At 73.0% G+C, this 26731-nt stretch carries 22 protein-coding genes and 1 riboswitch; of the genes, 10 read left to right on the plus strand and 12 right to left on the minus strand.

Annotated elements, in window-relative coordinates:
* Positions 1–146: 146 nt before the first annotated feature.
* From ACFXDJ_RS05445 to ACFXDJ_RS05465, 5 genes are all read right to left on the minus strand, one after another.
* Entirely contained in the window at positions 147–626 is a 480-nt protein-coding gene (locus ACFXDJ_RS05445) for a carboxymuconolactone decarboxylase family protein (RefSeq protein WP_384652177.1), read from the minus strand.
* Complete coding sequence (locus tag ACFXDJ_RS05450; RefSeq protein WP_384652179.1) at positions 623–1705, minus strand: dihydrodipicolinate reductase; 1083 nt, start codon at positions 1703–1705, stop codon at positions 623–625. The genes ACFXDJ_RS05445 and ACFXDJ_RS05450 overlap by 4 nt, the downstream gene beginning before the upstream one ends.
* Before the next feature lie 65 nt (positions 1706–1770).
* Positions 1771–1965 (minus strand): DUF6126 family protein, encoded by a 195-nt coding sequence (locus tag ACFXDJ_RS05455; RefSeq protein ID WP_384652181.1) that lies wholly within the window; start codon positions 1963–1965, stop codon positions 1771–1773.
* A gap of 28 nt (positions 1966–1993) precedes the next feature.
* On the minus strand, positions 1994–2671 hold the full coding sequence (locus ACFXDJ_RS05460; protein WP_384652184.1) for a helix-turn-helix domain-containing protein: 678 nt from the start codon (positions 2669–2671) through the stop codon (positions 1994–1996).
* A gap of 68 nt (positions 2672–2739) precedes the next feature.
* A complete protein-coding gene (locus ACFXDJ_RS05465) occupies positions 2740–4293 on the minus strand; it encodes an ATP-dependent DNA ligase (protein WP_384652186.1) in 1554 nt (517 codons plus the stop codon).
* Between the two features lie 168 nt (positions 4294–4461).
* Here ACFXDJ_RS05465 and ACFXDJ_RS05470 point away from each other — a divergent pair, with 168 nt between their 5' ends.
* Together ACFXDJ_RS05470 and ACFXDJ_RS05475 are read left to right on the plus strand one after the other, a co-directional pair.
* Entirely contained in the window at positions 4462–7206 is a 2745-nt protein-coding gene (locus ACFXDJ_RS05470; protein WP_384847872.1) for an alpha/beta fold hydrolase, read from the plus strand.
* Positions 7203–8102: an ABC transporter permease gene (locus ACFXDJ_RS05475; protein ID WP_384652192.1), complete on the plus strand. Its 900-nt coding sequence runs from the start codon at positions 7203–7205 to the stop codon at positions 8100–8102. The genes ACFXDJ_RS05470 and ACFXDJ_RS05475 overlap by 4 nt, the downstream gene beginning before the upstream one ends.
* A gap of 67 nt (positions 8103–8169) precedes the next feature.
* Here ACFXDJ_RS05475 and ACFXDJ_RS05480 read toward each other — a convergent pair whose 3' ends face one another.
* Both ACFXDJ_RS05480 and ACFXDJ_RS05485 read right to left on the minus strand, forming a co-directional pair.
* Positions 8170–9117, minus strand: coding sequence for an aldo/keto reductase (locus ACFXDJ_RS05480; protein ID WP_384652194.1), 948 nt, complete (start codon positions 9115–9117; stop codon positions 8170–8172).
* A gap of 145 nt (positions 9118–9262) precedes the next feature.
* Positions 9263–11062, minus strand: a complete 1800-nt coding sequence (locus ACFXDJ_RS05485) for a beta-galactosidase family protein (protein WP_384652196.1) — start codon at positions 11060–11062, stop codon at positions 9263–9265.
* A 208-nt stretch (positions 11063–11270) separates the two neighbouring features.
* Between ACFXDJ_RS05485 and ACFXDJ_RS05490 the strand changes: the two genes are divergently transcribed.
* Positions 11271–12395, plus strand: coding sequence for a substrate-binding domain-containing protein (locus ACFXDJ_RS05490; protein WP_384652198.1), 1125 nt, complete (start codon positions 11271–11273; stop codon positions 12393–12395).
* A gap of 188 nt (positions 12396–12583) precedes the next feature.
* Positions 12584–13576, plus strand: coding sequence for a hydroxyacid dehydrogenase (locus ACFXDJ_RS05495; protein WP_384652232.1), 993 nt, complete (start codon positions 12584–12586; stop codon positions 13574–13576).
* Positions 13577–13621: 45 nt separating this feature from the next.
* Here ACFXDJ_RS05495 and ACFXDJ_RS05500 read toward each other — a convergent pair whose 3' ends face one another.
* Positions 13622–14413: a sugar phosphate isomerase/epimerase family protein gene (locus tag ACFXDJ_RS05500; RefSeq protein WP_384652200.1), complete on the minus strand. Its 792-nt coding sequence runs from the start codon at positions 14411–14413 to the stop codon at positions 13622–13624.
* A complete protein-coding gene (locus ACFXDJ_RS05505; RefSeq protein ID WP_384652202.1) occupies positions 14410–15507 on the minus strand; it encodes a LacI family DNA-binding transcriptional regulator in 1098 nt (365 codons plus the stop codon). Before ACFXDJ_RS05505 ends, ACFXDJ_RS05500 begins: the two co-directional genes overlap by 4 nt.
* A 225-nt stretch (positions 15508–15732) precedes the next feature.
* Between ACFXDJ_RS05505 and ACFXDJ_RS05510 the strand changes: the two genes are divergently transcribed.
* The 6 genes from ACFXDJ_RS05510 (at position 15733) to ACFXDJ_RS05535 (ending at position 23592) form a co-directional block, all read left to right on the plus strand.
* Entirely contained in the window at positions 15733–16857 is a 1125-nt protein-coding gene (locus ACFXDJ_RS05510; protein WP_384652234.1) for a Gfo/Idh/MocA family protein, read from the plus strand.
* Positions 16854–18011 carry a dihydrodipicolinate synthase family protein gene (locus ACFXDJ_RS05515; protein ID WP_384652204.1) on the plus strand — a complete coding sequence of 386 codons (1158 nt, stop codon included), beginning with the start codon at positions 16854–16856 and terminating at the stop codon, positions 18009–18011. Before ACFXDJ_RS05510 ends, ACFXDJ_RS05515 begins: the two co-directional genes overlap by 4 nt.
* The gene (locus ACFXDJ_RS05520; RefSeq protein ID WP_384847875.1) at positions 18008–18847 is read left to right on the plus strand and encodes a sugar phosphate isomerase/epimerase family protein; all 840 of its coding nucleotides are present in this window, start codon (positions 18008–18010) and stop codon (positions 18845–18847) included. Before ACFXDJ_RS05515 ends, ACFXDJ_RS05520 begins: the two co-directional genes overlap by 4 nt.
* Positions 18848–18913: 66 nt before the next feature.
* Complete coding sequence (locus ACFXDJ_RS05525) at positions 18914–21307, plus strand: polysaccharide lyase 8 family protein (protein ID WP_384652208.1); 2394 nt, start codon at positions 18914–18916, stop codon at positions 21305–21307.
* Between the two features lie 59 nt (positions 21308–21366).
* A complete protein-coding gene (locus ACFXDJ_RS05530; protein WP_384652210.1) occupies positions 21367–23013 on the plus strand; it encodes a N,N-dimethylformamidase beta subunit family domain-containing protein in 1647 nt (548 codons plus the stop codon).
* Between the two features lie 180 nt (positions 23014–23193).
* Entirely contained in the window at positions 23194–23592 is a 399-nt protein-coding gene (locus tag ACFXDJ_RS05535) for a VOC family protein (protein ID WP_384652212.1), read from the plus strand.
* Here ACFXDJ_RS05535 and ACFXDJ_RS05540 read toward each other — a convergent pair.
* From ACFXDJ_RS05540 to ACFXDJ_RS05550, 3 genes are read right to left on the minus strand one after another with little or no spacing between them, the layout of a single operon-like run.
* Positions 23552–24391: an ABC transporter ATP-binding protein gene (locus ACFXDJ_RS05540; protein ID WP_384652214.1), complete on the minus strand. Its 840-nt coding sequence runs from the start codon at positions 24389–24391 to the stop codon at positions 23552–23554. The two genes, ACFXDJ_RS05535 and ACFXDJ_RS05540, sit on opposite strands and share 41 nt — an antisense overlap.
* A complete protein-coding gene (locus ACFXDJ_RS05545; protein ID WP_384652216.1) occupies positions 24388–25455 on the minus strand; it encodes a FecCD family ABC transporter permease in 1068 nt (355 codons plus the stop codon). Before ACFXDJ_RS05545 ends, ACFXDJ_RS05540 begins: the two co-directional genes overlap by 4 nt.
* On the minus strand, positions 25452–26444 hold the full coding sequence (locus tag ACFXDJ_RS05550; protein WP_384847878.1) for an ABC transporter substrate-binding protein: 993 nt from the start codon (positions 26442–26444) through the stop codon (positions 25452–25454). Before ACFXDJ_RS05550 ends, ACFXDJ_RS05545 begins: the two co-directional genes overlap by 4 nt.
* A gap of 36 nt (positions 26445–26480) precedes the next feature.
* Positions 26481–26614, minus strand: a riboswitch (cobalamin riboswitch).
* Positions 26615–26731: the final 117 nt, after the last annotated feature.

Genomic DNA, 26731 nt, shown 5'->3' on the forward strand with positions numbered 1-26731 from the left:
TCCCCCCGCCAAACAGCGAAAAGAACACCCCCACCCACACCTCGGTCGCCGCCTGGCCGTCGCCGCCCCCCCCCCGCCCCGGGCCCGAGGCACCCCCCCCGGCCCCCGGGCCCGTGTGCGTCTCGTTCTCGCTCCCGCTCTGCGGGTCAGTGGCCCGGCAGCATGCACACGCTGTCGAGGCCGAGCACGTGGTTGAGCCGGCCGAAGGCCAGCCAGGACCCGATGCTCATCGTCAGTTCCACGATCTCGACCTGGCTGTAGAGCGCCGTCATCCGCTCCCAGAACTCCTCGTCCAGGCCGTGGTGGTCGAGGCAGTACCGCTCCGCGTACTCCGCCGCCAGCCGGGTGCGCTCGTCGAAGCGGTCGGTGGTGCGCCACTCCGTGACGGCCTCGGGGAACTCCTCCTCGACCTTCTCCCCGTCCCGGTCCGTGCGCCAGTCCAGGCAGAAGATGCACCCGTTGATCTGCGCCACGCGCAGCCGGGCCGCCTCGAACTCGCGCAGCCCCAGGGTGGTGTGGGCGTACACCGACAGCGAGAAGTTGGCCGCGGCCATCCCGATGCCGGGTACCAGGTCGCCCCACACGTACTCGATGGGGTGCTGGCCTTCGGGTACGTCGATCCTCATGGGTGTTTCCTTCCGAGTTTGCCGATGGCGGGGCGCAGCGGGATGTCCAGGGCGTCGTAGAGCCCCGGTTCGGCCTCCACCAGCCAGTCGATGGCGCCGACGAGGCGTCCGACGGCGGTGGCGTTGCCGCCGGCGGAGCGGTTCTCGCCCTCGTCCGTGGCCTCGATGGTGACCTCGATGTGCGGGCGGCCCTCGATGACGACCCGGTGGGCTCCGTCCCCGCCGTCGGGCGGGGAGGGCCAGTCGGGGGCGCAGGAGGCGTGGATGCGGGTGACGTGCTCGATGACGATGCGGGGTTCGCCCTCGACGATGCCCTGCACTTCGAAGCGGATGGCGCCCTGGGTGCCGGCCTCGAACTCGCCCATCGTCCGGGTGGTGACGGTGGTGTCGAGGGCGCGGCGGTCCACCGTCTCGCGGATGTCGTCGAGTTCGACGCCGAGGGCGCGGGCCATCATCCGTATCTGACCGCCCCACACCATGGTCGGGATGGACGGCATCAGCATCATCGGTTCGAAGTCCATGGGCTGGCCCATGCCGACGAGGAGGCGGACCGAGTCCGGCTGGTCGTAGGTGGAGTAGTCGAATATCTCCTGGCAGCGGATGACGTCGACCCGGGTGCCGAGTCCGCTGAGCAGGAGCGGGAGCACGTCGTTGCCCCAGCCGGGGTCGACGCCGGAGGCGAAGAGCGAGCCGCCGCCCTCCGCGACCGCGGCGGTCACCGGATCGAGGAACTCCGGTGGTGCGTTGCGGTAGTCGTAGAGCGGGTAGAGGGCGGGGCTGACGACGACGGCACCGGAGCCGATCGCCCGGGTGATGTCGGCGAGGGCGTCGTCGGGGCGGATGTCGCCGGACGCCGCGTAGAAGACGGCCTGCGGGCGGGCGGCGAGTACCGCCTCGATGTCGTCGGTGGCCGCGACCCCGACTTGGTAGTCGAGTTCGCCGAGTTCACCGGCGTCCCGGCCGACCTTCTCGGGATTGTGGACGATGACGGCGGCCAGTTTCAGCGCCGGATGGGCCTCTACGGCACGGATGGCCAAACGGCCGACGTTGCCGGTACCCCAGACAACCGTGGAAATCATGCGCGGAGGGTAACTTCAAGACTTGCAGGTTCCTAGAGCCATGAGCGGAAACTTCGCGCCCGCCCTCACTGGCTCTTGGCGCCCAGGACGAAGAGCAAGTAGACGAAGAAGGCGAAGAGATGGCCTACGAACAAGTAGGCAATGAGCCGGATGACCAGACCGCGCGGGAACTTCGACTCGATGCGTCGCAACACGGTCGGCGCGTGCGTCGCCTGTGCCGCCTGCGTCGCCTCGGGCTGCTGCTGTTCTGTCCGGGACATGGGAACGACTCCTTCGGTTGTCGGTCGGCTACGGGTGGCGCGCGGTGGTGGTGGAGTGGGAGGTGCCGAGGCACAGCCCGGCGAGGCTGCTCTGGAGCAGGGTGTGGACGAACAGCAGGTCGGCCCCTGTGGACGAGGCCGCGCCGATCCGGTGCGCGGTGAGCGAGTCGAAGTGCGCGCTGTCCCCCGGCTCCAGCAGGTGCTCTCTCTCCCCGAGGTGCAGCCGCAGCCGCCCCTTCAGTACGTACAGCCACTCCTCCCCGGGATGTGCGCGGACCAGCTCGCCCTGGCTGCGGCCGTAGGGGACGTGCACCCGCAGCGCCTGCATTCCGCGGCCGGAGCCGCCGGCCTGCCAATACGTCCAGCCGTCGGCTTCGCGGGCGCCGGGGCCGCCGGCCCGTACGATGGGATCGGCCACGGCCGGGGTCTCCCCCAGCAGCTCCGAGACCGTCGTGCCGTAGGTGCGGGCGAGGCCGAGCAGCAGCGGCAGCGAGGGCTGGCGCCGGCCGGTCTCCAGTCGTGACAGGTGGGCGGGCGAGAGCCGGGCCCGTGAGGCGGCGGCCTCCAGGGTGAGCCCGGCGCGGCGGCGGAGCTCGCGCAGCTGCGGGGCCACGGTGGGCAGCTCCAGGCCGCTGTCGGCGTTCTCGCCGCTGTCGCCGTCGGGGTCGGCCGCGTCTTCGGGGCCGGGGGCAGGACCGGTTGTCATGCCCCGATTGAGCCAGATTCTTACCCCCCTGGCAATCTCTCTTGCCTCTGAGGCAAAACGGCTGCGTCCTAGGCGGGCGGGTCCTCCTCCTCCCCGCGCCCGCCGAGCACCGTTTCCACCGTGTCCGCGTCCCGCGCGAGCTTGTCGGGGCGGTGGCGCAGGACCCGCGCGAAGCGCAGGGCCACCCCGGCCGGATAGCGCGGGGAGCGCTGCAGCCCGTCGTAGGCGATCTCCACGACCAGTTCGGGGCGGACCCGGACGGTGTACCCGTCGTCCTCGACGGCGAGCTCGCCGAGCCGCTCGGTCTGCCAGCGCAGCATCTCGTCGGTGAGTCCCTTGAAGGTCTTGCCGAGCATGGCGTAGCTCCCGTCGGCCGCCCGTGCGCCCAGGTGCAGGTTGGACAGCAGCCCGGTGCGCCGGCCGTGTCCCCGTTCGACGGCGAGCACCACCAGGTCCAGGGTGTGCACCGGTTTCACCTTGAGCCAGTGTTTGCCGCGCCGTCCGGCCGCGTAGGCGGAGTCGAGTCCCTTGACCATCACTCCCTCGTGGCCCCGGCGCAGGGTTTCGGCCCAGAACTCCTCCGCGTCGGCGAGCCCGGCCGCCGGGTCCTCGGCCACGAGGCGGCGTACCCGGGATTCCTCGGGCACCAGGGCGGCCAGGATCTCGTAACGCTCGCGCACCGGCCGGTCGAGGAGTACGTCCGCGCCCGCCGCCAGGACGTCGAAGAAGAAGGCGGCGACCGGGAGGGTCCGCCGGGCGGCCTCGACGTCGACCCGCGAGCCGACCCGGCTCGCCACCTCCTGGAACGGCACGGGCCGCCCGTCGGCCCCCGGCCGACCGATGACCTCCCCGTCGAGGATGAACCGCTCGCCCGGCAGCGACCGGGCCAGCTCGGCCACCTCCGGCAACCGGTCGGTGATCTCGTCGAGGGAACGCGTGTACACCCGTACCTCGTCCCCCTCGCGGTGGACCTGTACCCGGATCCCGTCGAGCTTCTCCTCCACGGCGCACGGCCCGAGCGCGGCCAGCGCCTCGGCCACCGACTTGGCGGTGTTCGCCAGCATCGGCTGTACGGGGTGCCCCACGCGCAGGGTCACCCCTCGCAGGGCCGCCGCCCCGTCGGCCAGGACCGCCGCCGCGACCCGGGGCAGGGAGCCGTCGAGCATCGCGGCCCGGCGCAGCTCGGCGGCCGGCACCCCGGCCGCGGCGGCCACGCCCTCCAGCGCCACCGCGTCCAGTGCGCCCTGGCGGACCTCACCGGAGAGCAGGCTCCGCAGGAACCGCTGCTCGGGTCCGGTGGCGGCGCCGAGCAGGCCGTCCAAGATCCGGCGGCGCTCGGCCTGCGCGCCGGTCCCGGCGACGGCGGCGAGCCGGGTCACCGCGACGTCCACGGCGGACACGGTCAGGGTGGGCTCGGTGGCGGGCTCCGTCTCGCGGGCGAGCGCACTCCAGCCGATCCCCGGACGCCCCTGCGGAAGCCGTCCGGCGAGGTACGAGACCACGAGCTCGGCCTCGTCGGGGGGCGCGGCGGCGAACACCCCGGCGAGCAGGGCGGTCTTCCGGGACCGGGCGGAGGTCTCGGCGACCTCCCGGGACACGTGCGCGACCTCGGCCAGCAGCATGCGGCCATCCTCCCGCCGGTCGGCGCACCGCGCAGGTCGGCGCGTACCGCGGGCGCCCCCGCATACAGCAGACGCGGTATGGACGACGGGTGGAGTAGTCCTTGAGAACGTCGGCAGTTCAGCCTTCGGGAGCGCGGGCGACGCCGGCCCGGCGATTAGGGTTCCCGTATGAAGCTCCGACTGCCCCGGCGCCGCCGAAGCCGCCTGCTCGCGGGCGCCGCCGCGCTCGCCGTCGTCGCGGGGGCGGGCACGCTGACCGCCACGGCCGCGGCCGGCGAAGACCAGGCCGTCCGCCGTGAGGACCGGGTGCTCGACATGCCCGGTGCCGGAATCGACATCTCCTACTTCACCTCCGGCGACCGGGGCGGGGAGGGCCCGGACGGCGGGGCGAAACGTCCCGCCGTGCTCCTCGCGCACGGCTTCGGCGGCAGCAAGGAAGACCTCCGGCCGCAGGCCGAGCGGCTCGCCCGCGACGGCTACGCGGTACTGACCTGGTCGGCGCGCGGCTTCGGCCGCTCCGGCGGCAAGATCGGGCTGAACGACCCCGACTACGAGGTCAAGGACGTCTCCCGGCTGATCGACTGGCTCGCGGCCCGCCCCGAGGTCCGGCTCGACGCGGCGGGCGACCCGCGCGTGGGCATCGCGGGCGGCTCCTACGGCGGGGCCGTCTCCCTCCTCGCGGCCGGTCACGACCCGCGCGTGGACGCCATCGCCCCCTCCATCACCTACTGGAACCTCGCGGACTCCCTCTTCCCGAACGACGTCTTCAAGAAGCTGTGGGCGGGCCTCTTCTTCACCACCGGTTCCGCGGGCGGACTCCAGCCCGGAGCCCCCGCCGCAACCGGGACCCCCGCCGGAAACGGCGCCCCCGCGTCCGCCCCCGGGTGCGGACGCTTCCAGCCCGAGCTGTGCGCCATGTACGAGCGGGTCGCGGTGGCCGGCAAGCCCGACCCGGAGGCCCGCGCGCTCCTGGAGCGGCGGAGCCCGTCCGCCGTCGGCTCCGCGATCAAGGTCCCGACCCTGATCACACAGGGCCAGGACGATTCCCTCTTCCCCCTGGACCAGGCCGATGCCATGGCCAAGGCCATCGCCGCCAACGGGGCGCCCGTCTCCGTGGACTGGGCGGCGGGCGGCCACGACGGCGGCATGCGCGAGGCGGACCGCGTCGAGGGCCGGGTGAAGACCTGGTTCGACCGCTACCTCAAGGACGACCCGTCCGTGGACACCGGCCCCGCCTTCCGGGTCTCGCGCTCCGGCGGCATCGACTCCACCGACGGCGAGGTCAAACTCCGCGGAGCCAGCGGCTCCACCTATCCCGGGCTGCTGTCCGGCCCGCGCGAGTTCGCGCTGGCCGGCCGCGAGCAGAGCTTCGGCAATCCGGCGGGCGGAGCCCCGCCCGCGCTGTCCGCGCTCCCGGGCATCGGCGGGCAGCTCGCCGCCCTCGGAGGCGGCCTCTCGCTCGACTTCCCCGGGCAGAACGCCCGGTTCGAATCGGAGCCGCTGACCGGTGAGGTGCGGATCACCGGAACCCCGACTGTCACCCTAAAGGTGAGGTCGACGGCTGCGGACGGTTCGGCCGTGCTGTTCGGCAAGGTCTACGACGTCGGGCCCGACGGACGCCAGCAGGTGCTGCCGAGTCAGCTCGTGGCCCCGGTCCGGGTGGAGAACGCGCAGCAGGACCGGACCGTCGAGCTCCGGCTCCCCGCGATCGACCACGCCGTCGCGGCGGGGCACCGGCTGCGGCTCGTCGTCGCCGCCACCGACCTGGGCTACGCGTCCCCCGCCGCGCCCGCCACGTACACCGTCTCGGCGCAGGGGCCGCTGGCCGTGCCCGTCGCGGAAGGGGTGCGCACGGCGTCTTCGGGTCTGCCCGCGTGGACCTGGGGGATGCCGCTCGGGGCGGTGCTGCTGGCCGCCGGGCTGGTGGGGATCCGGAGGACCGGCCGGGGGCGGGGCGGGATGCGGGCGGGCGCACCGCAGCCCGAGCCGGCGCTGGCCGACGTACCACTGGAGATCACCGGGCTGACCAAGCGCTATGCCAAGGCGCAGGACCGCTACGCCGTACGGGACCTGTCCTTCCGGGTGGAGAAGGGCCAGGTGCTCGGCCTGCTCGGGCCCAACGGAGCGGGCAAGACCACGACCCTGCGGATGCTGATGGGCCTGATCACCCCGGACGCCGGGGAGATCCGGGTGTTCGGGCACGCGGTACGGGCCGGCGCGCCCGTGCTGTCGCGGGTCGGGGCCTTCGTGGAGGGCGCCGGGTTCCTGCCGCACCTGACCGGACGCGCCAACCTGGAGCTGTACTGGCAGGCCACGGGCCGCCCCGCCGGGGATTCGCACATGGAGGAGGCCCTGGAGATCGCCGGGCTCGGCGACGCCCTGGAGCGCGCGGTACGCACGTACTCGCAGGGCATGCGCCAGCGCCTCGCGATCGCGCAGGCCATGCTCGGGATGCCGGACCTGCTGATCCTCGACGAGCCGACGAACGGTCTGGACCCGCCGCAGATCCGCGAGATGCGCGATGTGATGATCCGCTACGCGGCGGCCGGGCGGACGGTCATCGTCTCCAGCCACCTGCTGTCGGAGGTGGAGCAGTCCTGCACGCACCTGGTGGTCATGGACCGCGGCCGCCTCGTACAGGCGGGCGAGGTCGCCGAGATCACCGGCGGCGGGGACACCCTGCTCGTGACCCTGGCCGGGCCGGTGGACGAGGCGAAGGTCGGCAAGCTGGCCGCGCTGGAGGGAGTGGAGTCCGTGGACCGCACCGACGACGGGCTGCTCGTACGGCTGGACGGCGCGAGCGCCGCCGAGCTGATCACCGAACTCGTACGGCTGGAGGTGCCGGTGTCCGGAGTGGGACCGCACCGACGGCTTGAGGACGCGTTCCTCACCCTCATCGGAGGTGCGGCATGAGCGCCGTGACGGATGCCCCGGACCTGGTCGACGGTGTGGCGGTGACCGAGGTGGCCCCCGGCTACCGGGCAGGCCGGACGCTGCCGCTGCGCGTGGAGGCGCTGCGGCAGTGGCGACGGCGGCGGACGCTGGTGATGGCGGGGATCCTCGCCGCGCTGCCGTTCGTCCTGATGATCGCCTTCGCGGTCGGCGGCGGGCCGGACGGCCGGGGCGGCGGCAACGGCCGGATCACCCTCATCGACACGGCCACGGCCTCGGGCGCGAACTTCGCGGCCACCTGTCTGTTCGTCTCGGCCGGGTTCCTGCTGGTGGTGCCGGTGGCCCTGTTCTGCGGGGACACGGTGGCCTCCGAGGCCAGCTGGTCCTCGCTGCGCTACCTGCTGGCCTCGCCCGTGCCCCGGGCCCGGCTGCTGTGGAGCAAGCTGGTGGTGGCGCTGGCGTTCAGCCTGGCGGCGATGGTGCTGCTGCCGGTGGTGGCGCTGGCGGCGGGCACGGCGGCGTACGGGTGGGGGCCGCTGAAGCTCCCGACGGGCGGCGCCCTGGCGGCCGGGGACACCGTGGGCCGGCTGGCGATCGCCGTCGCGTTCATCTTCGTGTCGCAGCTGGTCACGGCCGGGCTGGCGTTCTGGCTGTCCACGCGGACGGACGCACCGCTGGGCGCGGTGGGCGGGGCGGTCGGTCTGACGATCGTCGGCAACGTGCTGGACGCGGTGACGGCGCTGGGGTCGTGGCGGGAGTTCCTGCCGGCGCACTGGCAGTTCGCTTGGGCCGACGCCCTCCAGCCGCAGCTGGAGTGGGGCGGCATGATCAAGGGCGTGGCGGTGTCGGTGTCCTACGCGCTGGTGCTGTTCGCGCTCGCGTTCCGCGGGTTCGCGCGCAAGGACATCGTGTCCTGAGGCCTCCGGTGTCCTGAGGTCTCGGGGAAGGGACGGCAGCACTTCGCCGTCCCTTCCCCGAGACCCGTCATCCGGCGGCCCCCGCTATGGCGTCGACCTCGGCCAGCAGTTCGGGATCGAGCGGGCGGTCGGCGACGGCCGCGTTGGCCCGCACCTGCTCGGCGGAGGTGGCGCCGGCGATGACGGAGGAGCAGCCGGGCTGGGCGGAGAGCCAGCCGATGGCGAGTTCCAGGACGGTGCGTCCGTGCTTCTCGGCGAGCGCGGCCAGTGCCTCCACGATGTCGAGGCGCGCGTCGGTGAGGTACGCGTCGCGGCCTTCGAGGCGGGAGCCGGCCGGTACGGGCGCGTCCCGGCGGATCTTGCCCGTCAGCAGGCCGTTGGCGAGCGGGAAGTACGGGAGGACGCCGACGCCGTAGTGCAGGGCGGCCGGGACGAGCTCGCGCTCCGCCGACCGCTGGAGCAGCGACCATTCGTTCTGGGCGGACACGAAGGGCACCGCGCCGGTTTCGCGGGCGACGTGGGCGGCTTCGGCCAGCTGCCAGCCGGTGAGGTTGGAGTGCCCGATGTAGCGGATCTTGCCTTCGGCGACGAGTTCGGTGAGCGCGGCGAGGGTCTCGCCGATGGCGACGGCCGGGTCGGGGCTGTGCAACTGGTAGAGGTCGATGTGGTCGGTCTGTAGCCGGCGCAGGGATTCCTCCACGGCGCGCCGGATGTAGGCGCGGCCGCCGCGGGAGCCCGCGGCGGGTCCGTATCCCATGTCCATGGCGTGGTAGCCGAACTTGGTGGCGAGGACCACCTGGTCGCGGCGGCCCTTGAGGACCTCGCCGAGCTGGGTCTCGGAGCCGCCGAGGCCTCCGTAGATGTCGGCGGTGTCGAGGAAGGTGATGCCGGCGTCGAGCGCGGCGTCCACGACCCCGCGGGTGGCCCGCAGGTCGAGGCGGCCGCCGAAGTTGTTGCAGCCGAGCCCGATCGCGGACACCTGAAGACCTGAATTGCCCAGGGGGAGATAGCGCATGCTCTTCGTTCCTCCACGCTCGTCCGGCAGATGATCAACCAAGTCGCCAGTCTAGGCCGCCGGGTTGGCGCCGGGCATCCGCCTGTGGACAACCAACGGAGCCGGCGCCGCTGAGTGGCCGGCGCCGCTCAACAGCCGGCGCCGCTCAGTAGTCGATGTCCACGACCGTGGGGTTGCCGAGGTCGGGCTGGTCGCGTAGCGGAAGCTCGGCTCCGGGGTGCTCCAGTTCGAGTACGACGATCTCGTTGGCGCCGGCCCGCCACAGCGGAGCGGGGGCGTACAGCGCGCGCTGGGGGCCGCGCGGAGTGTCGTAGTGGCCCAGGAGGAAGCCGTTGAGCCAGACCAGGCCGGTGCCCCAGCCGGACAGGTCGAGGAAGCCGTCCGCGGGCGGCTCCGCGAGGGAATGGGTGAACCGGTGGAAGGCGGGCAAGCCCGGCCCGGCTCCCTCCGCCGACCACTCCAGGGCCCCCGGACCTGCCGTGTCGGCGAGCGGCAGCGGCCGTATCTCCCACTCGAAGAGGTGCTGGTGACCGTGGCGCACCGCGCGCGTGATGCCCTTGCGGTCGTCGAGCAGCGGGCCGTAGTTGACCCGGCCCTGGGCCCTGACGAGGACGTCGAGGACGACTCCGGCCTCGCCGACGGGCAGGTCGAGGCCCTCGTCGGGGGCGTTGCGGTCCAGGATGCCGAGGGGCGCTCCGTCCGCGAAGACGTACGCGCGGTCGCCGAGCCCGTCGATCCTGACGGGCATCGCGGGGCGCGGCCCGGTGATCGTGGTGCGGTAGTGGATCAGGCCGTGGTCCTGGCCGAGCTTCTCCATGGGCTCGGGAGCCGGACGCAGGACCGGGTCCCCGGCGAGGACGTCCAGGTGGGCGAGGAACGGCGCGACGCCCCCGGGGACGGCGAAGGATGGTGCCATCCGGGGCAGCGGCTGGGGCAGCGGGCCTTCGGGCAGGGGCAGGTACTTGCCGATGACCTCGCGGAACGCGTGGAACTTCGCCGTCAGTTCGCCCGCCTCGCCGATGGGGGCATCGTAGTCGTAGCTGGTGACGGTGGGCTGGTAGCCGGGGTCGCCGGGGCGGGAACCGGAGTGGTTGGCGCCGGCCCAGTAGCCGAAGTTGGTGCCGCCGTGGGCCATGTAGAGGTTGACGGAGGCGCCGGAGGCCAGGAGTTCGTCGAGCGACTCCGCTGCCTCCTCGGCCGGGCGTACGTGGTGTTCCTCGCCCCAGTGGTCGAACCAGCCGATCCAGAACTCCATCGCCGTGAGCGGGCCGGTCCGCTGGTAGCGGCGCAGGTACGCGAGGCGTTCGTCGGGCTTGGCACCGAAGGTGGCGGTGGCGAGCCTGCCCGGGAGCATGCCGCCTTGCAGCATGGCGTCTTCGGGACCGTCCGCGGTGAACAGCAGGCAGTCGACGCCGCGTTCGACGAGCCCGCGCTCGACGTGGGCGCGGTAGCGGACGTCGTTGCCGTACGAGCCGTACTCGTTCTCGATCTGGACGGCGACGACGGGCCCGCCGCGGCTCGCGAGGTGGGGCAGCAGCTCGGGGACGACCAGGTCGAACCAGCCGTCCACCTCGGCCTCGAAGCGGGGGTCAGAACAGCGCAGGCGCAGACCGTCGATGGCGAGCAGGCGGGCGGGCAGGCCGCCGAAGTCCCATTCGGCGCAGATGTACGGGCCCGGCCGGACGATGGCGTCGAGGCCGAGGTCCTGGGCGATCCCCAGGAAACGGCCGAGGTCGCGCCAGCCGGTGAAGTCGGCCTTGCCCGGGGCGGTCTCGTGGAAATTCCAGGGGACGTAGGTGTCCACGGTGTTGACACCCAGGGCGCGCAGCCGGGTGAGGCGGTCCTCCCACAGGTCGGGATGGACCCGGAAGTAGTGCAGGGCCCCCGAAACGATGCGGTGGGGGCGGTCTGCGCGCCGGAAGCCGTCCTGGTCGTGCGTGAGCATGCGCTGACTCCCGGGAGAGGTCGAGATGCTGCCGTGAGGTACGGGGACGCGGCCGAATATATGAACGCGCGGTCCGCGCCGTCAATGACCGGTTGATCAGAAACGATCAATTCGATCGTTTCGATTCCCTATGATGAAACCGAGCACGCCGAGCACGCCGAGCACCTCACGCTGCGCCGCGCAGCGCCCGCCGACAGCAGGGGGACCCTTGAGACCGCATGTAGACCACCGTCAGGCCCGGGTGCGCGAACTCGTCCAGGTGCGCGGCAGCGTGCGCGTGGCGGACCTCGCCCGGGAGCTCGGCGTCTCCCCGGTGACCCTGCGGCGGGACATCGAGGCGATGGCGGCGCGGGGCGAGATCCAGCGGATGCACGGGGTGATCAGCCGCGTGGACGCGGGCGGCGCCTCCGATGCGCGCGGCGGCCCCGCCGTCGGCAGTGACGGAGGCGGTGGCGGAGCCGCCTCCGGAGGCGGCGGTGGGCTGGTGATCGGGATGGTGGTGCCGACCACCGAGTACTACTACGCCGACGTCGTGCGCGGGGCCCGCGAGGTGGTCGAAGCCATGGGCGCGCGGCTCACCGTAGGACTGACCCGGTACCTGCCGGGCGAGGACCGGACGCAGGCGGACCGGCTGCTGTCCACGGGAGCGGACGGGCTGCTGCTGACCCCGAACTGGGACACCGGTTCGCCCGGCCCCGGCGAGGGGGCCTGGACCGCGGAACTGCCGGTTCCCACGGTCCTGGTGGAGCGGTGGGCTCCGCCCGGGCACCCGGCCGCGGCGCTGGACCGGGTGGCCTCCGACCACGCGTACGGCGCGGCGCGGGCGGTACGGCACCTGGCGGGGCTGGGTCACCGGCGGATCGCGCTGGCCAGCCGGGAGACGCCCACCTCTACTCGGCTGCGGGCCGGGTTCGAGGCGGCCGTGGCCGCGCTGGGGCTGGAGCCCGCACCGGCCTGGCCGGCCGCCGGACCGGGGCCGCACACGGAGGCGGAAGTGTTCGCGCGAACGCTGGACTACCTGTGCGCGGCGGTGACCTCGGGCGGCGTGACGGCCGCGCTGGTCCACAGCGACACGGACGCGATCATGCTGATTCCGCGGCTCCAGACACGGGGGGTGCGGGTGCCGGATGACCTTGCGGTGATCACGTACGACGACGAGGTGGCCGGGCTGGCCGACGTACCGCTGTCGGCGGTGGCGCCGGCCAAGCGCGAGGTGGGGGCGCGGGCCGCGGAGCTGCTGCTGGACCGGCTCGCCGGGGGTGGCGGCGGGGGCGCCGAGGAGAGCCCGCGGCAGCATCTGGAACTGCTCCCCCGGCTGACCATTCGCCCGTGAAGGGCAGGGCGGGCTATTTGAATTGATTGTTTTGATCGACTTGCGCGTTCGCTCTTGACGGCATGGTCGTCCGTGCGAAGGATGGGCCTCTCGTCGGATCTCACCGCAGGAGCCGTCAAGTGACCCACCCCGTCTCCTCGGCCGGATCGGCCGCCGTCTCGCCGTACCGGCCCGCCACCGTGCTCGCCATGAGCCCCGGCACCCGGGCCGCCGTTCTCAGCGGCCGGGTCCTGCCGGAGCTGGTCCGGGTCGCCGACGTGGACCCCGATCTGCTCCTCACCGACTTCGGGTCCGCCTTCGCCGAGGACGCCTTCGCCCGGCGGCTGGCCACGGCCGAGGTGCTGTTCACCGGCTGGGGGTGCCCTCCGCTGGACGCGGACGCGCTGGATCGGATGCCGGGGCTGCGGGCCGTCGTGCATGCCGCCGGAAGCGTCAAGGGCCATGTCACCCCGGCCTGCTGGGAACGCGGTCTGCTCGTCTCCAGCGCCGCCGCCGCGAACGCCCTGCCGGTCGCCGAGTACACGCTCGCCGCCATCCTCTTCGCCAACAAGCGCGTCCTGGAATCAGCGCACGCCTACCGCGCCGCCCGCGGCCCCGTCGACCTGCTGCGCCGCTATCCGGCCGTCGGCAACTACCGGCGCACGGTCGGCCTGGTCGGAGCCTCGCTCATCGGCCGGCGCGTACTGGAACTGCTGCGCCCCTTCGACCTGCGGGTGCTCATGCACGATCCGTACGCCGACCCGGCCGAGCTCGCGGCCCTGGGTGCCGAGGCCGTCCCTCTCGACGAACTGCTGTGCCACAGCGACGTGGTGAGCCTGCACGCTCCCGAGCTGCCGGAGACCCGCCACCTGCTGAACGCGCCCCGGCTGGCCCTGATGCCGGACGGCGCGACCCTGGTGAACACCGCGCGCGGCTCGCTCGTCGACACCGCGGCACTGACCGAGGAACTGGTCTCGGGCCGGCTGCACGCCGTACTGGACCACACCGAGCCGGAGGTCCTCCCCGCCGTCTCCCCCCTGTACAACCTGCCGAACGTGCTGCTGACCCCGCACGTGGCGGGGTCGCTCGGCGGCGAACTGGACCGCCTGGCGGCAACGGCGGTGGAGGAGCTGGAGCGCTACGCCCTGGGCCTCGGCTTCCGTCACCCCGTCGACCCGTCCCGCCTAGGCCACTCGGCCTGACGGTGTGACTGCGTAGCGGCCTGACGGCCCGGACCGGCCTCGGCTTCACGACGGGCCCCGGCCGGCCAGTCCCTCCAGGTACGCCCGGCCCCGCGCGAGCTGACCCGGCAGTTCGGCGGCGTCGGGATGCCAGCGCTTCTCGTACTCCCAGCAGAGCCACCCGTCCGGCGGTACGAGGGCCACCGCCTCGGCGAGCGGCAGTGCCCCCGCGCCGAGTCCGAGCGGGGTCGGCTCGTGCGCCGATGCCACGTCCTTGACCTGTACGTAGCCCAGGTGCGCGGCCAGGGCACGGTGCGACTCGGCGGGCGATTCGCCACCGAGCCAGGTGTGGAGGACGTCCCAGAGCGCTCCGGCGGCCGGATGCGCGACCTGGTCGAGCACCCGGGCCGTCGCGTTCGCGGTGCGGTGCGAGTCGTGGGTCTCCAGAAGGATCCGCACCCCGTGCCGCTCGGCGAAGGGTGCGGCGGCCCGGAGGCGGCGGACGGCGTGGGCATCGGCTTGCGCCGGGGGCAGTTCACCGCCGCCGGGGAAGACCCGTACGCAGGGGGCTTCGAGGTCGGCGGCGAGCCGGACCAGGGCGTGGATCTCGGCGAGGACCGGCTCGTCGGGGCCGGGGGCGGCCACCCTGGCGTAGCCGGCGACCCCGAGGACGGTGACGCCCGCGGCGGTCAGGGTCCGCAGGCCCTCCGCGCGGTCGGCGGCGGAGCTGGCGGGGTGCAGGGGCTCCTCGGGGTGGGCGCGCAGTTCGAGGCCTTCGTACCCGTGGGCCGCGGCGAGACCTGCGCTCCGCTCCAGGGTGGCGCCCGGCAGGCCGAGCGTGGAGAAGGCGTACTTCACGGGCGGCTCCCCGGGGTGGCGGCGGGCGGCGGCGCGGTGGAGGGCGGCGCTGTGGAGCCGCGCACCATCAGCTCTGTCGGGAGCGTGGTGATGCCGCCGGGAGGCAGTGCTCTGCGGCCGGTCATGAGCTGGGCGGCGAGTACCCCCGCCTCGCGCAGGGGCACCCGGACCGTGGTGAGGGCGGGCGCCGTGTCCACGCAGACGGGCAGGTCGTCGAAGCCCGCGATGGAGACGTCCTCGGGTATCCGCAGCCCGGCTTCGCGCAGGGCGGCGGCGACCCCGGTGGCGACGGTGTCATTGGCCGCGGCGACAGCGGTGAAGGGGGCACCCCGGCGGAGCAGTTCGCGGGTGGCGTCGTACCCGGCGGAGCGCTCGAATCCGGCGTGCACGGTGAGGTCCGCGCAGCGCCCGGGCAGCCCGGGGTCGTGGTGGCGCAGGGCGTCCTGGTGTCCCGCGAGCCGCTCCCGGGTGGTACTCAGTCCGGGCGGGCCCGCGACGTAGGCGATGTGGCGGTGGCCGAGGGTCAGCAGGTGCTCGGTGAGCCGGAAGGCGCCGCCCCGGTCGTCGAACATGACGGTGGCGACGGGGAGTCCGGCGGGCACGGGCAGCGGGGGGCGTCCGCACAGGACCACCGGGGCGCCGGTGGCGGCCATCCGGGCGAGGCGGGCGGCGAGGGCCCGGGTGTGCTCCGGTTCCTCGACGGCTCCGCCGGTCAGGACGACCCCGCCGGCCCGCTGTCCCTCCAGGAGGGCGAGGTAGGCGAGCTCGGCGGCCGGCGCTCCCTCGGTGTTGCAGACGACGGCGAGGCGGCGGGCCTCGCCTTGGCCGCCGGGGGCCAAGGCGCGCTGGACCGCCCCGGCGAGGATGCCGAAGAAGCTGTCGGCGACGTCGTGGACGAGGACGCCGACGAGGTCGGAGGTGGCGGCGGCGAGGGCCCGCGCGGGGCCGTTGGCGATGTAGCCGAGGTCCTCGACCGCCTGCTCCACCCGGGTCCTGGTGGCGCCGGCCACCGGATATCCACCGTTCAGTACGCGCGAGACCGTGGCGGGCGATACGCCCGCCTGCGCCGCGACTTCGGCGAGTGTCACCGCCATCAGGCCCCTCCTCCCGATCTCTTCCGACCGGCTCTCCGGTCCGTCCCGGCTCATCGTCTCATCCGGTGTGCGGATCTCCATTCTCGCCGATGAAGAAAGCGCTTTCTATCACCCGTTCGAGTCTTGCACGGCCGCGTTCCACGGCCCTAGCCTGATGTGAGTGAAAGCGCTTTCTATCGCACACAAGGAGGGGACACCGTGAAGCGCAGGACCATCAAGATCGCAATGAACGGCGTCACCGGGCGGATGGGTTACCGCCAGCACCTGGTCCGTTCGCTGCTCGCGCTGCGCGAGCAGGGCGGGCTCGACCTCGGCGACGGCACGGTGCTCTGGCCGGAGCCGGTGCTGGTCGGCCGCCGCGAGCCGGCCCTGCGGGCCATCGCCGAGCGGCACGGTCTGGAGCACGTGTCCACGGACCTGACGGCCGTGCTGGCCGATCCCGAGGTCGAGGTCTACTTCGACGCGCAGGTCACCGGGGCCCGCGAGGCGGCGGTCCGCCGGGCCGTGGCGGCGGGCAAACACGTGTACTGCGAGAAACCCACCGCTCTGACCTTCGAGTCCTCGCTGGAGCTCGCCAGACTGGCCGACTCGGCCGGGATCAAACACGGGGTGGTCCAGGACAAGCTGTTCCTGCCGGGCCTGCTGAAGCTCAAACGGCTCGTCGAAGGCGGCTTCTTCGGCGAGATCCTCTCCGTGCGCGGGGAGTTCGGCTACTGGGTCTTCGAGGGCGACTGGCAGCCCGCCCAGCGGCCGTCGTGGAACTACCGGACGCAGGACGGCGGCGGGATCGTCGCCGACATGTTCCCGCACTGGGAGTACCTGTTGCACGAGCTGTTCGGCCGGGTCCGCACCGTGCAGGCGCTGACACGCACCCACATCGGCCGCCGCTGGGACGAGGAGGGCAAGCCGTACGAGGCCACGGCCGAGGACGCGGCGTACGGGATCTTCGAGCTGGAGGGCGGGGCGGTCGCGCAGATCAACTCCTCCTGGGCAGTCCGGGTCAACCGCGACGAGCTGGTGGAGTTCCAGGTCGACGGGACCCACGGCTCGGCCGTGGCGGGGCTGCGCGGCTGCCGGATCCAGCACCGCGGGGCGACGCCGAAGCCGGTGTGGAATCCGGACCTGCCGCTGACCGAACGGTTCCGTGACCAATGGCAGGAGGTACCGGACAACAGCCCCGCCGAGAACGGTTTCAAGGCCCAGTGGGAGCTGTTCCTGCGTCATGTCGTCCTGGACGAGCCCTGGCGGTGGGACCTGCTGGCCGGGGCCCGCGGGGTGCAGCTCGCCGACCTCGGGCTGCGCTCCTCCGCCGAGGGCAGGCGACTCGCGGTGCCGGAGGTGGCGCTGTGAGCATCCGGCTCCCTTCCGGGGACGGCGGGTTCCGCCTGCACACCCCCCTCACCACTCCGTTGGCTCCGCTGACCTGCGGACCGGCCCGCAGCCGCACCTTCTATGCGGCCGCGCACGTGGTCGCCGATCCGCTCTCCGCCTCAGCCGACGCACCGCCGGTGATCGACTGGGAGACCACGCTCGCCTTCCGGCACCGGCTTTGGGCACAGGGGCTCGGGGTCGCCGAGGCCATGGACACCGCGCAGCGCGGGATGGGCCTGGACTGGCCGGCCGCGGCCGAGCTGATCCGCCGGTCGGCCGCCGAGGCCCGCTCGGTGGACGGCCGGATCGTGTGCGGTGCGGGCACCGACCAGCTGGCCCCGGACACGGGGCATTCCCTGGCCGCCGTCACCGCGGCGTACGGGGAGCAGCTCGCGCACGTGGAGGAGTGCGGGTCGGGGGCGGTGCTGATGGCCTCGCGGGCCCTGGCCGCCGCGGCGCGGGGCCCCGAGGATTATCTGGAGGTCTACGGTGCGCTGCTGCGCCAGAGCGCCCGGCCGGTCGTCCTGCACTGGCTGGGGCCGATGTTCGACCCGGCCTTGGAGGGGTACTGGGGAGACACCGATCTCGACGGGGCCACGGACGTCTTCCTGAAGATCGTCTCGGAGTACCCGGAGAAGGTCGACGGGATCAAGGTCTCGCTGCTCGACGCGAGACGTGAGGTGGACATCCGGCGTCGGCTGCCGCCGGGCGTGCGCTGCTACACGGGCGATGACTACCACTATCCGGAGCTGATCGCCGGAGACGGGGAACTGGCCAGCGACGCCCTGCTGGGGATCTTCGATCCGATCGCCCCGATCGCGGCGCGGGCGGCGCACGTCCTCGACCGGGACGATGTGGCGGGGTTCCGTGAACTGCTGGATCCGACGGTGGCGCTGTCCCGGCACCTGTTCGCTCCGCCCACCCGGTACTACAAGACGGGGGTCGTGTTCCTGGCCTGGCTGGCGGGACATCAGGAGCACTTCGCGATGGTGGGCGGGCTGCAATCGGCCCGGTCGCTCCTGCACCTCGCGAGCGCGTATGAACTGGCGGACGGTCTGGGCCTGTTCCCGGATCCGGAGCTCGCCGAGGCCCGGATGGGGCGGTTGCTCTCCCTGCACGGGGTGGCCCCGTGAGCCGGGGGCCGGCTCCGGCCCGGTTCAGCCTGAACCAGGAGACGATCCGCCAGTGGTCGCTGCCCGAACTGGTCGCCGGGTGCACGGCGGCGGGGGTCGCCGCGGTCGGGCTGTGGCGCGATCCGGTACGGCGGTTCGGGGTGCGGGAGACGGCGAGGCTGGTGGCCGGGGCCGGGCTGCGGGTCAGCTCCCTGTGCCGGGGCGGCTTCTTCACCGCAGCCGACCCGGCCGGGCGCGCGGCCGCGCTGGAGGACAACCGCCGGGCCGTGGAGGAAGCTGCCGAGCTGGGGGCCGACACGCTGGTGCTGGTGTCGGGCGGGCTGCCGGAGGGGGACCGGGACCTGGCGGGGGCCCGGCGGCGAATCGCCGGCATCCTCGGCGAGCTGGCCCCGTACGCCGCCGCGCACGGGGTACGTCTGGGGATCGAGCCGCTGCATCCCATGTACGCGGCGGACCGCTGTGTGGTCTCCACGCTCGGTCAGGCCCTGGACATCGCCGAGCAGTTCCCGGCGGAGCAGGTGGGGGTGGTGATCGACTCCTACCACCTCTGGTGGGACGAGCGGCTCCCCGCCGAGGTACGGCGGGCCGGCGGGGGCGGGCGGATCGTGTCCGTCCAGGTCGCCGACTGGGTGACCCCGTTGCCGAAGGGCGTGCTGCTCGGCCGGGGACAGCTGGGTGACGGCTCGATCGACCTGCGGGCCTTCCGGAAGCTGACCGACGCGGCCGGGTACCGGGGTCCGGTGGAGGTCGAGATCTTCCATCCGGGCCTGTGGGCCCGGGAGGGTACGGAGGTCCTGCGGGAGGTGATCGAGCGCTACCGCGAGCACGTCGCGTGAGCCGTGCGGTACGGGTGAGTCAGCGGGGTTGTGTGGCCGGAAGCGTTTCAGTCAAAGGAGACTGCGATGACAGATGTGTGGAGCCGCCGTGCCTTCCTCACGGCGGTGGGCGGAGGCGTGGTGCTGGTCGGTACGCCCGCCTTCCAGGCGTTCGCGGGGACGGTGACATCGGTCCACGAGGCGATGCGCACGGTCTGGCGGGGCCTGATCCTGGGTTCACGGTTCTCCGCCACCGCGGAGCCGTTCCGTACCCGGTTGGCGGCCCTGGGCACGCAGGCCGGCCAGTGGCAGGCCTCCATGGCTCCTGCCACCGGTTCGCTCTGGCCCGACCAGGTCTTCACCACCAACCCCGAGTGGATGGCGCAGAGCTACTACCGGCTGCGGACGATGGCGGAGGCCTATGTCCGTCCCGGGACCGGGCTCACCGGGGACTCCGGACTGCTGGCAGCCCTGCTGGGCGGGCTCGACCACATGCACGCACAGGTCTACAACGCCTCCCGGGTGCGGTACGGAAACTGGTGGTGCTGGCAGATCGGAGCCCCCCAGGCTCTGCTCGACATCTGCGTCCTGCTCTACGACGAGCTGCCTGCGGCCCGGCTCGCCGACTACTGCGCCGCGGTGGACCATTTCGTGCCGGACTCGGCGGTCGCCGCGTACTCCGGGACCAGCACGGGCGCGAACCGGGTGGACCTGTGCCGGGTGCTGGCGCTGCGCGGGGTGGTCGCCGGGGACGACGCGAAGATCGCGCTGGCCCGGGACGCCCTCTCCCCGGTCTTCCCGTTCGTCACCACCGGCGACGGGCTGTACCGGGACGGCTCCTTCATCCAGCATTCCTACGTCGCGTACACCGGCTCGTACGGATCGGTCATGCTCGGCGGACTGGGCATGCTGTTCGGCCTGTTGAAGGGGACGGCGTGGGAGGTCACCGATCCCGGCGCGCAGATCGTCTTCGACGCGGTCGAGAACGCGTGGGCGCCGTTCCTGTTCAACGGGCTGGTGATGGACGCGGTGTCGGGACGGGCCCCCAGCCGGGGCGTCCAGGTGGCCGATCCCCTTCAGGTGCAGATGGACGACCACACGCGCGGGCACGCCGTACTCGCCGCGATCCTGCTGCTCTCCGAGGGTGCGAGCAGTGCCGAACGGGCCCGCTGGCGGGCCCTGGTGAAGGGCTGGGTGGCGCGGGACTACTACAGCGCCCCGCTGTCGGACACCACCCAGACCCTGTCGGCCCTGGCCCGGATCTCCGAGGTCTCGGCGGACGCATCGGTCACGGCGGCGGCCGAGCCGGTGGGGCACCGGCTGTTCCCGTCGATGGACCGGGCCACGCACCGGCGGCCCGGCTGGGCGGCCTCGCTGTCCATGGCATCCAAGCGGATCACCCACTACGAGACGGGCAACGGCGAGAACCTGCGCGGCTGGCACACCGGCAGCGGCATGCTCTGCTGGTGGGGATCCACCTACGGCAACGGGCAGTACGCGGACGCGTTCTGGCCCACGGTGGATCCGTACCGGCTGCCGGGGATCACCGCCTCGCGCAAGGCGCTGGCCGACGGCGCGGGCGGCGACTGGGGGGCCTCCCGGCCGGACGTCACATGGGTGGGCGGCACCACCGACGGGGAGTTCGCTTCGGTGGGCCAGCACGTGAAGGGGCTGGGGAGCACGCTCACGGCGCGCAAGTCGTGGTTCTTCCTCGACGACACGGTGGTCTGTCTGGGCGCCGGGATCAGCGCCTCCGACGGCACCGCCGTCGACTCGGTCATCGACAACCGGAATCTGGGCGCGGCCGGCGCCCATGCCCTGACCGTCGGCGGTACGGTCCAGCCGGCCACCCTGGGGTGGACCGCGTCCTTCCCCGGCCCCGGCTGGGCCCACCTGGCGGGCTTCGGCGGGTATGTGATGTCGGGCTCCGGGACCTTCAGAGCACTGCGGGAGGCCCGGACGGGCAAGTGGAGCGACATCAACCGGAGCGCTTCCACCACGGCCCTGACCCGGCGCTATCTGACCCTCTGGTACGACCACGGGACGGATCCGACGGACGGCGGCTACGTCTACCAGCTGATGCCCGGAGCCTCCGCCGCCCAGACTTCGGCGCGGGCCGCCGCGGCGGGATGGCTGACGGTGCTCGCCAACGGCCCGGCCGCCCAGGGTGTGGTGGTCGGCTCGCTCGGCTTCACCGGGGTCAACTTCTGGCAGGCCGGGGCGGTGGGCCCGCTGCAGGCGAGCGCGCCCTGTTCGGTGACGGTGCGGGAGCGGGGCGACGGCACGGCCGTGGTGTGCGTCTCGGACCCGTCGCGGACGCTGACGGCCCTGGCCCTGGTGTGGAACCGGCCCGTCGCCGAGGTGCTGTCCCAGGCGGCGAGCGTGGTCTCGGCGAGCGGCGGGACCGCGCTGCGCCTCGGCTTCGGGAGCCTGACCTCGCTGGAGGGAGCCTCCCAGGAGGTGGTGGTGCGGCTGGGGTGAGCCCGGACCCGCGCGGGGTGGTAAAAGCTTGGGCCATGGGGTGACATAACGTGCCCTGTATGGATCAGGAGCACATACCCGGGGACGGCGAACGCCGCGAAGGCGGCGAAGGAACCGGCGGCGGCAGGCGGCGTTTCCTCGTCATGGCGACGGGAGCGGCGGCCACCGCCGCCGGGCTGGCCGCCGTGGCCGGCTGCGGGAACGGAGACGCCGCGAACACCGGAGGGACGGACGGAGCGGGCACCGGCAAGAGCCCGAAGCCGTCCGGTTCCCCGGCTAAAGAGGGGCCGCACGGCTTCGACGTGAAGGCCGAGAACGCCCGTCCTGGGAACGCCGACTGGCAGGTGACCAAGGCCGGCCCGGCGCGGGCCATCGAGGGCTTCGCCGACAAGGTGAGCGTCCTGCCCGGCGAGTCCTTCGGGCTGCACGTCTCCACCACCGCACCCCGGTTCACCGTCTCCGCCTACCGGATGGGCTGGTACGGCGGGGCCCGCGCCCGCCTGGTCTGGCGGTCCGAGGCCCTGCCCGGTGCGCGCCAGCCCGACCACACGGTGGATCCGGCGACCCGTACGGTCCGCACCCGGTGGACCCGTAGCACCACCGTCGAGACCAAGGACTGGCCCGAGGGATGCTACTTGCTGCGCCTAGACGCGCAGGGCGGCGAGGGCCAGCGCTTCGTCCCCGTCACCGTGCGGTCGGCCGCCACGACCGGACGCAGCGTCGTGGTCAACGCGGTGGCGACCTGGCAGGCGTACAACAGCTGGGGCGGCTACAGCAGCTACGACGGCCCCTCCGGCGGTTTCGCCTCGCGCTCGCTGGCGGTGTCCTTCGACCGGCCGTACGACTACGACGACGGCGCGGGCCTGTTCCTCGTCTACGAGGCTCCGCTGCTCGCACTCGCCGAGCGGCTCGGCATACCCCTGGCGTACACGACGACCACCGACGTGGCCCGGGAGAAGCGGCTGTTGGAGGGGGCTTCGGCCGTGCTCTCGCTCGGGCACGACGAGTACTGGTCGCCGGAGCAGCGCGCGCATTTCACGGCCGCCCGGGACGCCGGCACCAACATCGCGATCCTCGGGGCGAACTGCTGCTTCCGCCGGATCCGGCTGGAGGCGTCCGATCTCGGACCGGACCGCACGCTGGCCTGCTACAAGTCCTCCTACGAGCAGGATCCCGGCTTCAAGCGCGGCCACCCTGCCACCGTCGATTTCCGTTCCGCGCCCGGGGCCGACCCGGAGAGTGCGCTGCTCGGCGTGATCTACGACGGCTACCCGGTGGACGCCCCGTACGTCGTGACCAACCCGGGCCACTGGCTCTTCGAGGGCACGGGCGCGAAGGCGGGCGACAAGTTCGCGCACCTGGTCGGCGTGGAGTACGACAAGGTCAACACCGGTTTCTCCACCCCCCGCCCGATCGAGATCCTGGCCCACTCCCCCGTGGTCTGCGAGGGCCGGCCCAGCCACCAGGACACGGCGTACTACACCGTGCCGAGCGGCGCCGGGGTCTTCGCGACCGGCACCATGCGCTGGGTGGAGGCCCTGGACGCGAAGGGCGACGGGCGCGGCGGAGCCAACCACGGCCTGGACGCGCGCTCGGGTGCGCTGACCACGCGGGTGACGGAGAACCTGCTACGGGCCTTCGCCGCCGGCCCGGCCGGCAAGACCCACCCGGCGCAGGACAACGTGAAGGCGGTGTACGGGGGTTAGCTGCCCCGAGGCCCGGCAGTCCTGAGGCCCGGCGGCCCCGCCGCCGGGCAGCCGGGTAGCCCGAATGCGCTGGACTCCACCCGTAAGGGGTGTTTAGGATCATGTCGCGGCATCGCGTGTCGGTCACCGGCCGGGTGAGACATGGAGGTGCCGAGACGTGCCTTTCGGAGGCATTCACTCATGGCGATTCAGCTCAACCACACGATCATCCACTCCCGTGACAACCGGGAATCCGCAGAGTTCCTGGCGTACTTCCTCGGCCTGGAGGTCGGGACCCCGTGGGGCCCGTTCATCCCCGTAGACACCGCCAACGGCGTCACCCTGGACTTCGCGACCGTCCCGGCCGAGTCCATCACGGCGCAGCACTACGCGTTCCTCGTCTCCGAGGCCGAGTTCGACGAGGCCTTCGAGAAGATCAAGCGGGCGAAGATCACCTACTACGCCGACCCGCACGGCCGGCTGCCCGGCGAGATCAACCACAACGACGGCGGCCGGGGCGTGTACTTCCAGGACCCCTCGGGGCACGGGATGGAACTGATCACCCGCCCCTACGGTTACCAGGAACAGGCCCAGTCATAGCCTGACTCCGGTCCTCCGGCAGGTAGACGATGTCCGGCGCGCCCGTCGTCGGGTGGGTTCCGACGCGGGTCCGGACCCCGTAGACCTCGGCGAGCAGGGGCTCCGTCAGGACCTCCGCGGGGGTGCCCGAGGCCGCCACCCGGCCGGCCGCCAGGACGTACAGGCGGTCGCAGTACATCGCCGCCAGGTTGAGGTCGTGCAGCACCAGCAGGGCGGTGGCCGGCAGGGAGCGGACCAGGCCGAGGATCTCCAGCTGGTAGCGGATGTCCAGGTGGTTGGTCGGTTCGTCCAGGGCCAGCAGGCCGGGATCCTGGACCAGGGCGCGGGCCACCAGGGCACGCTGACGCTCGCCGCCCGAGAGCCCGTCGAAGCGGCGGTCCGCGAGGGCGGCCGCGCCCACGGTCTCCAGGGCCCCGGCGACCTTGCGCAGGTCGTCGGGGCCGTCCTGCTCCCAGAACCGCTTGTGCGGGCTGCGCCCCATGGCCACCACCTCGCGCACGGTCAGCCCGAAGGTGCCGGCCGCGTCCTGGGGCACGACCGCGACCCGCCGGGCGCGGTCCTTCACGCCCAGCGAGGCGGCGTCCGCGCCGTCCAGCACCACGCGCCCGCCGCTCGGGCGCAGGGTGCCGTAGACGCAGCGCAGCAGCGTCGTCTTTCCGCTGCCGTTGGGTCCGACCACGCCGACCGTCTCGCCGGGGCGGGCGATGAGGTCGATCCCGTGCAGCAGCGGCTGCCCGTCGGTCTCGTAACGCACGGCCTCGACCACGAGTTCCACCGGTCCCGATGTCGGACCCTTCATCCCACGACCCCTTCGGTACGGGTGGACCGGCGCAGCATCCACAGGAAGAACGGCCCGCCGACGAGCGCGGTGACCACGCCCACCGGGATCTCCTCCGGCGCGGCGACGGTACGGGCGGCCAGGTCGGCCAGGGTCAGGAACACCGCCCCGCCGAGCGCGGCCACCGGCAGCAGCGCCCGGTGTCCGGCGCCGACGACCATGCGGGCGGCGTGCGGAACCATCAGCCCGACGAAACCGATCGCCCCGCTGTAGGCCACCAGCACCCCGATGACGAGCGAGGTGAGGACGAAGACGGCGGCCCGGAACCGGCCCGTGTCCAGGCCGAGGGTGTGCGCTCCCTCCTCCCCCGCGAGCAGCAGGTCGAGCGGACGGGCCAGGGCGATCAGCAGGCCGGTGCCGACGAGCAGGGCGGCGGCGGGCAGCGCCAGTTCGCCCCAGCGGGCCCCGCCGAGGCCGCCCAGCGTCCAGAACAGCACGCTGCGCATCTGGTCGGGGTGCGCGGCGAGGACCAGGACCAGGCTGGTCAGGGCGGACAGGACGTACTGGACGGCGACTCCGGCCAGGATCAGCCTGCCGGTGGTCATGGCGCCGCCGCGCCGGGCCATCGCGTAGACGGCGACGAGTGCGCCCATCGACCCCGCGAAGGCGGCGAGGGGTACGGCGGCCCCGCCCGCGAACCCGAGGATCCCGGCGCCGAAGACGATCACCAGCACCGCCCCCGCCGAGGCTCCCGAGGAGGCCCCGAGGAGGAAGGGGTCGGCGAGCGGGTTGCGCACGAGGGCCTGGAGCACGGTGCCGGCGACGGCGAGCCCGGCGCCGACGACCGCCCCGAGCAGCACGCGCGGCATCCGGACGTCCCACACGATCGCCCGGAAGGCTCCGCCTCCGCCGCCCGGACCGGCCCCCGTTCCGGGTCCGCCGAGCAGGAGGTCGAGCACCTGGCCCGGGGGGATCCGTACGGGCCCCAGGGCCAGCCCCGCCACGGCCGATAGCGCCAGCGCGGCGGCGAGCACGGCCAGGACGACGGGCGTACGGGTGAACGCGCGGGCGAGCCGGCGCCTCACGCGGCGTCGGGGTGGAGCTGGGCGCCCAGCGATTCGACCGCGTCGGCCACGCGCACGCCGAGCACGGCGGAGGAGAGCGGCAGCACGACGAACCGCTGGTTCTTGATCGCGGGAACCTGTGCCAGCGCCGGGTCGTTCAACAGGCGCTGCTTCTTGGCTTCGACGGTGGTGCCGCCGTAGTCGTAGATGAGGACGACCTCGGGCTTACGCTCGATGACCTTCTCCCACGACACGTCACCGAAGGTGTCCTTGAGGTCGGCGAACACGTTCGTCCCGCCCGCCAGGGAGACGATCTCGTTGCCGATGCCGTTGCCTCCCGAGGTGAAGGCGGAGGAGTCGCCGGAGTCGTAGGCGAAGACCGTCGGCTTGGCCTTGTCCTTCACGCGCCCCGTGACGGCGTCGATGCGGCGCTGCTCGTCGGCGATGAGCTTCTCGCCGCGCTCGGGTACTCCGAAGGTCCGCGCCACTTCGGTGATCTCGGTCTTGAGCTGCCCCAGGCCCACCGGCCCCTCGGTGCAGTACTCCATGCTGAGCCGGGAGTTGATACCGGACTTGGCGAGCCCCTCACGGTCGCGGCCCTGCGCCTTGTCGAAGGCGCTGGAGTAACCCCCGTAGACGAAATCGGGGTTGGCGCCGAGCAGGACCTCCTTGGACGGGTACTCCTTGGCCAGCACCTTGATCTTGTCGTACGCGGGCCGGTAGGCGGACAGTACGGCATCGTCGAGGTAGGCCGTGCCGGCCATCCTCTCCTCCAGCCCGAGGGCGAGGAGCAGCTCGGTGGCGTGCTGGTTCATGCTGACCGCCCGCTGCGGAGGCGCCTGATAGGTGCTGCTGACACCGCAGTTGGTGACGGTGTACGGGTACCCGGGCGCGGCGCCCGGTCCCGCGGCCGCGTCCTGCGCTCCGGGTGAGCCCCCACAGGCGGCCAGCGATATCAGGAGCGGGACGGGGGCGAGCGCGCGCAGCAGGGCGCGGGGGTACGACGACATGGCGAAGCCTCTCCGGGGGATCCGCGTCCCCTGGTCGATGTGAAGAGGCGGTGCGTCAGTGTCTGACTCCCGGTTCCCGTGGGGGCTCCGGTCACAGTGGCGGGACCGCACCGGATTCGCACCGGTTTCCTGTCCTGCACCGCCTGGGTAACCCGGCCCAGTCTGCCAGACGGGTGATCGCCGGCGGTCCCGGCGCACCGCGCCGGCCATGCGGGAGGGGCCCCGGGAAATCTCGTTTCGGCCTTCCGGCCGAGACGGGCCCGGGGGCCAGACTTGTTGCCATGGCC

It is taken from the genome of Streptomyces sp. NPDC059443 (assembly GCF_042750105.1).
Taxonomy (GTDB): Bacteria; Actinomycetota; Actinomycetes; order Streptomycetales; family Streptomycetaceae; genus Streptomyces.

Bases quoted from the DNA above. Each gene is read 5' to 3' on its own strand.
- ACFXDJ_RS05445 (WP_384652177.1), bottom strand. From the start codon at position 626: ATGAGGATCGACGTACCCGAAGGCCAGCACCCCATCGAGTACGTGTGG.
- ACFXDJ_RS05450 (WP_384652179.1), bottom strand. From the start codon at position 1,705: ATGATTTCCACGGTTGTCTGGGGTACCGGCAACGTCGGCCGTTTGGCC.
- ACFXDJ_RS05455 (WP_384652181.1), bottom strand. From the start codon at position 1,965: ATGTCCCGGACAGAACAGCAGCAGCCCGAGGCGACGCAGGCGGCACAG.
- ACFXDJ_RS05460 (WP_384652184.1), bottom strand. From the start codon at position 2,671: ATGACAACCGGTCCTGCCCCCGGCCCCGAAGACGCGGCCGACCCCGAC.
- ACFXDJ_RS05465 (WP_384652186.1), bottom strand. From the start codon at position 4,293: ATGCTGCTGGCCGAGGTCGCGCACGTGTCCCGGGAGGTCGCCGAGACC.
- ACFXDJ_RS05470 (WP_384847872.1), top strand. From the start codon at position 4,462: ATGAAGCTCCGACTGCCCCGGCGCCGCCGAAGCCGCCTGCTCGCGGGC.
- ACFXDJ_RS05475 (WP_384652192.1), top strand. From the start codon at position 7,203: ATGAGCGCCGTGACGGATGCCCCGGACCTGGTCGACGGTGTGGCGGTG.
- ACFXDJ_RS05480 (WP_384652194.1), bottom strand. From the start codon at position 9,117: ATGCGCTATCTCCCCCTGGGCAATTCAGGTCTTCAGGTGTCCGCGATC.
- ACFXDJ_RS05485 (WP_384652196.1), bottom strand. From the start codon at position 11,062: ATGCTCACGCACGACCAGGACGGCTTCCGGCGCGCAGACCGCCCCCAC.
- ACFXDJ_RS05495 (WP_384652232.1), top strand. From the start codon at position 12,584: ATGAGCCCCGGCACCCGGGCCGCCGTTCTCAGCGGCCGGGTCCTGCCG.
- ACFXDJ_RS05505 (WP_384652202.1), bottom strand. From the start codon at position 15,507: ATGGCGGTGACACTCGCCGAAGTCGCGGCGCAGGCGGGCGTATCGCCC.
- ACFXDJ_RS05510 (WP_384652234.1), top strand. From the start codon at position 15,733: ATGAACGGCGTCACCGGGCGGATGGGTTACCGCCAGCACCTGGTCCGT.
- ACFXDJ_RS05525 (WP_384652208.1), top strand. From the start codon at position 18,914: ATGACAGATGTGTGGAGCCGCCGTGCCTTCCTCACGGCGGTGGGCGGA.
- ACFXDJ_RS05530 (WP_384652210.1), top strand. From the start codon at position 21,367: ATGGATCAGGAGCACATACCCGGGGACGGCGAACGCCGCGAAGGCGGC.
- ACFXDJ_RS05535 (WP_384652212.1), top strand. From the start codon at position 23,194: ATGGCGATTCAGCTCAACCACACGATCATCCACTCCCGTGACAACCGG.
- ACFXDJ_RS05540 (WP_384652214.1), bottom strand. From the start codon at position 24,391: ATGAAGGGTCCGACATCGGGACCGGTGGAACTCGTGGTCGAGGCCGTG.
- ACFXDJ_RS05550 (WP_384847878.1), bottom strand. From the start codon at position 26,444: ATGTCGTCGTACCCCCGCGCCCTGCTGCGCGCGCTCGCCCCCGTCCCG.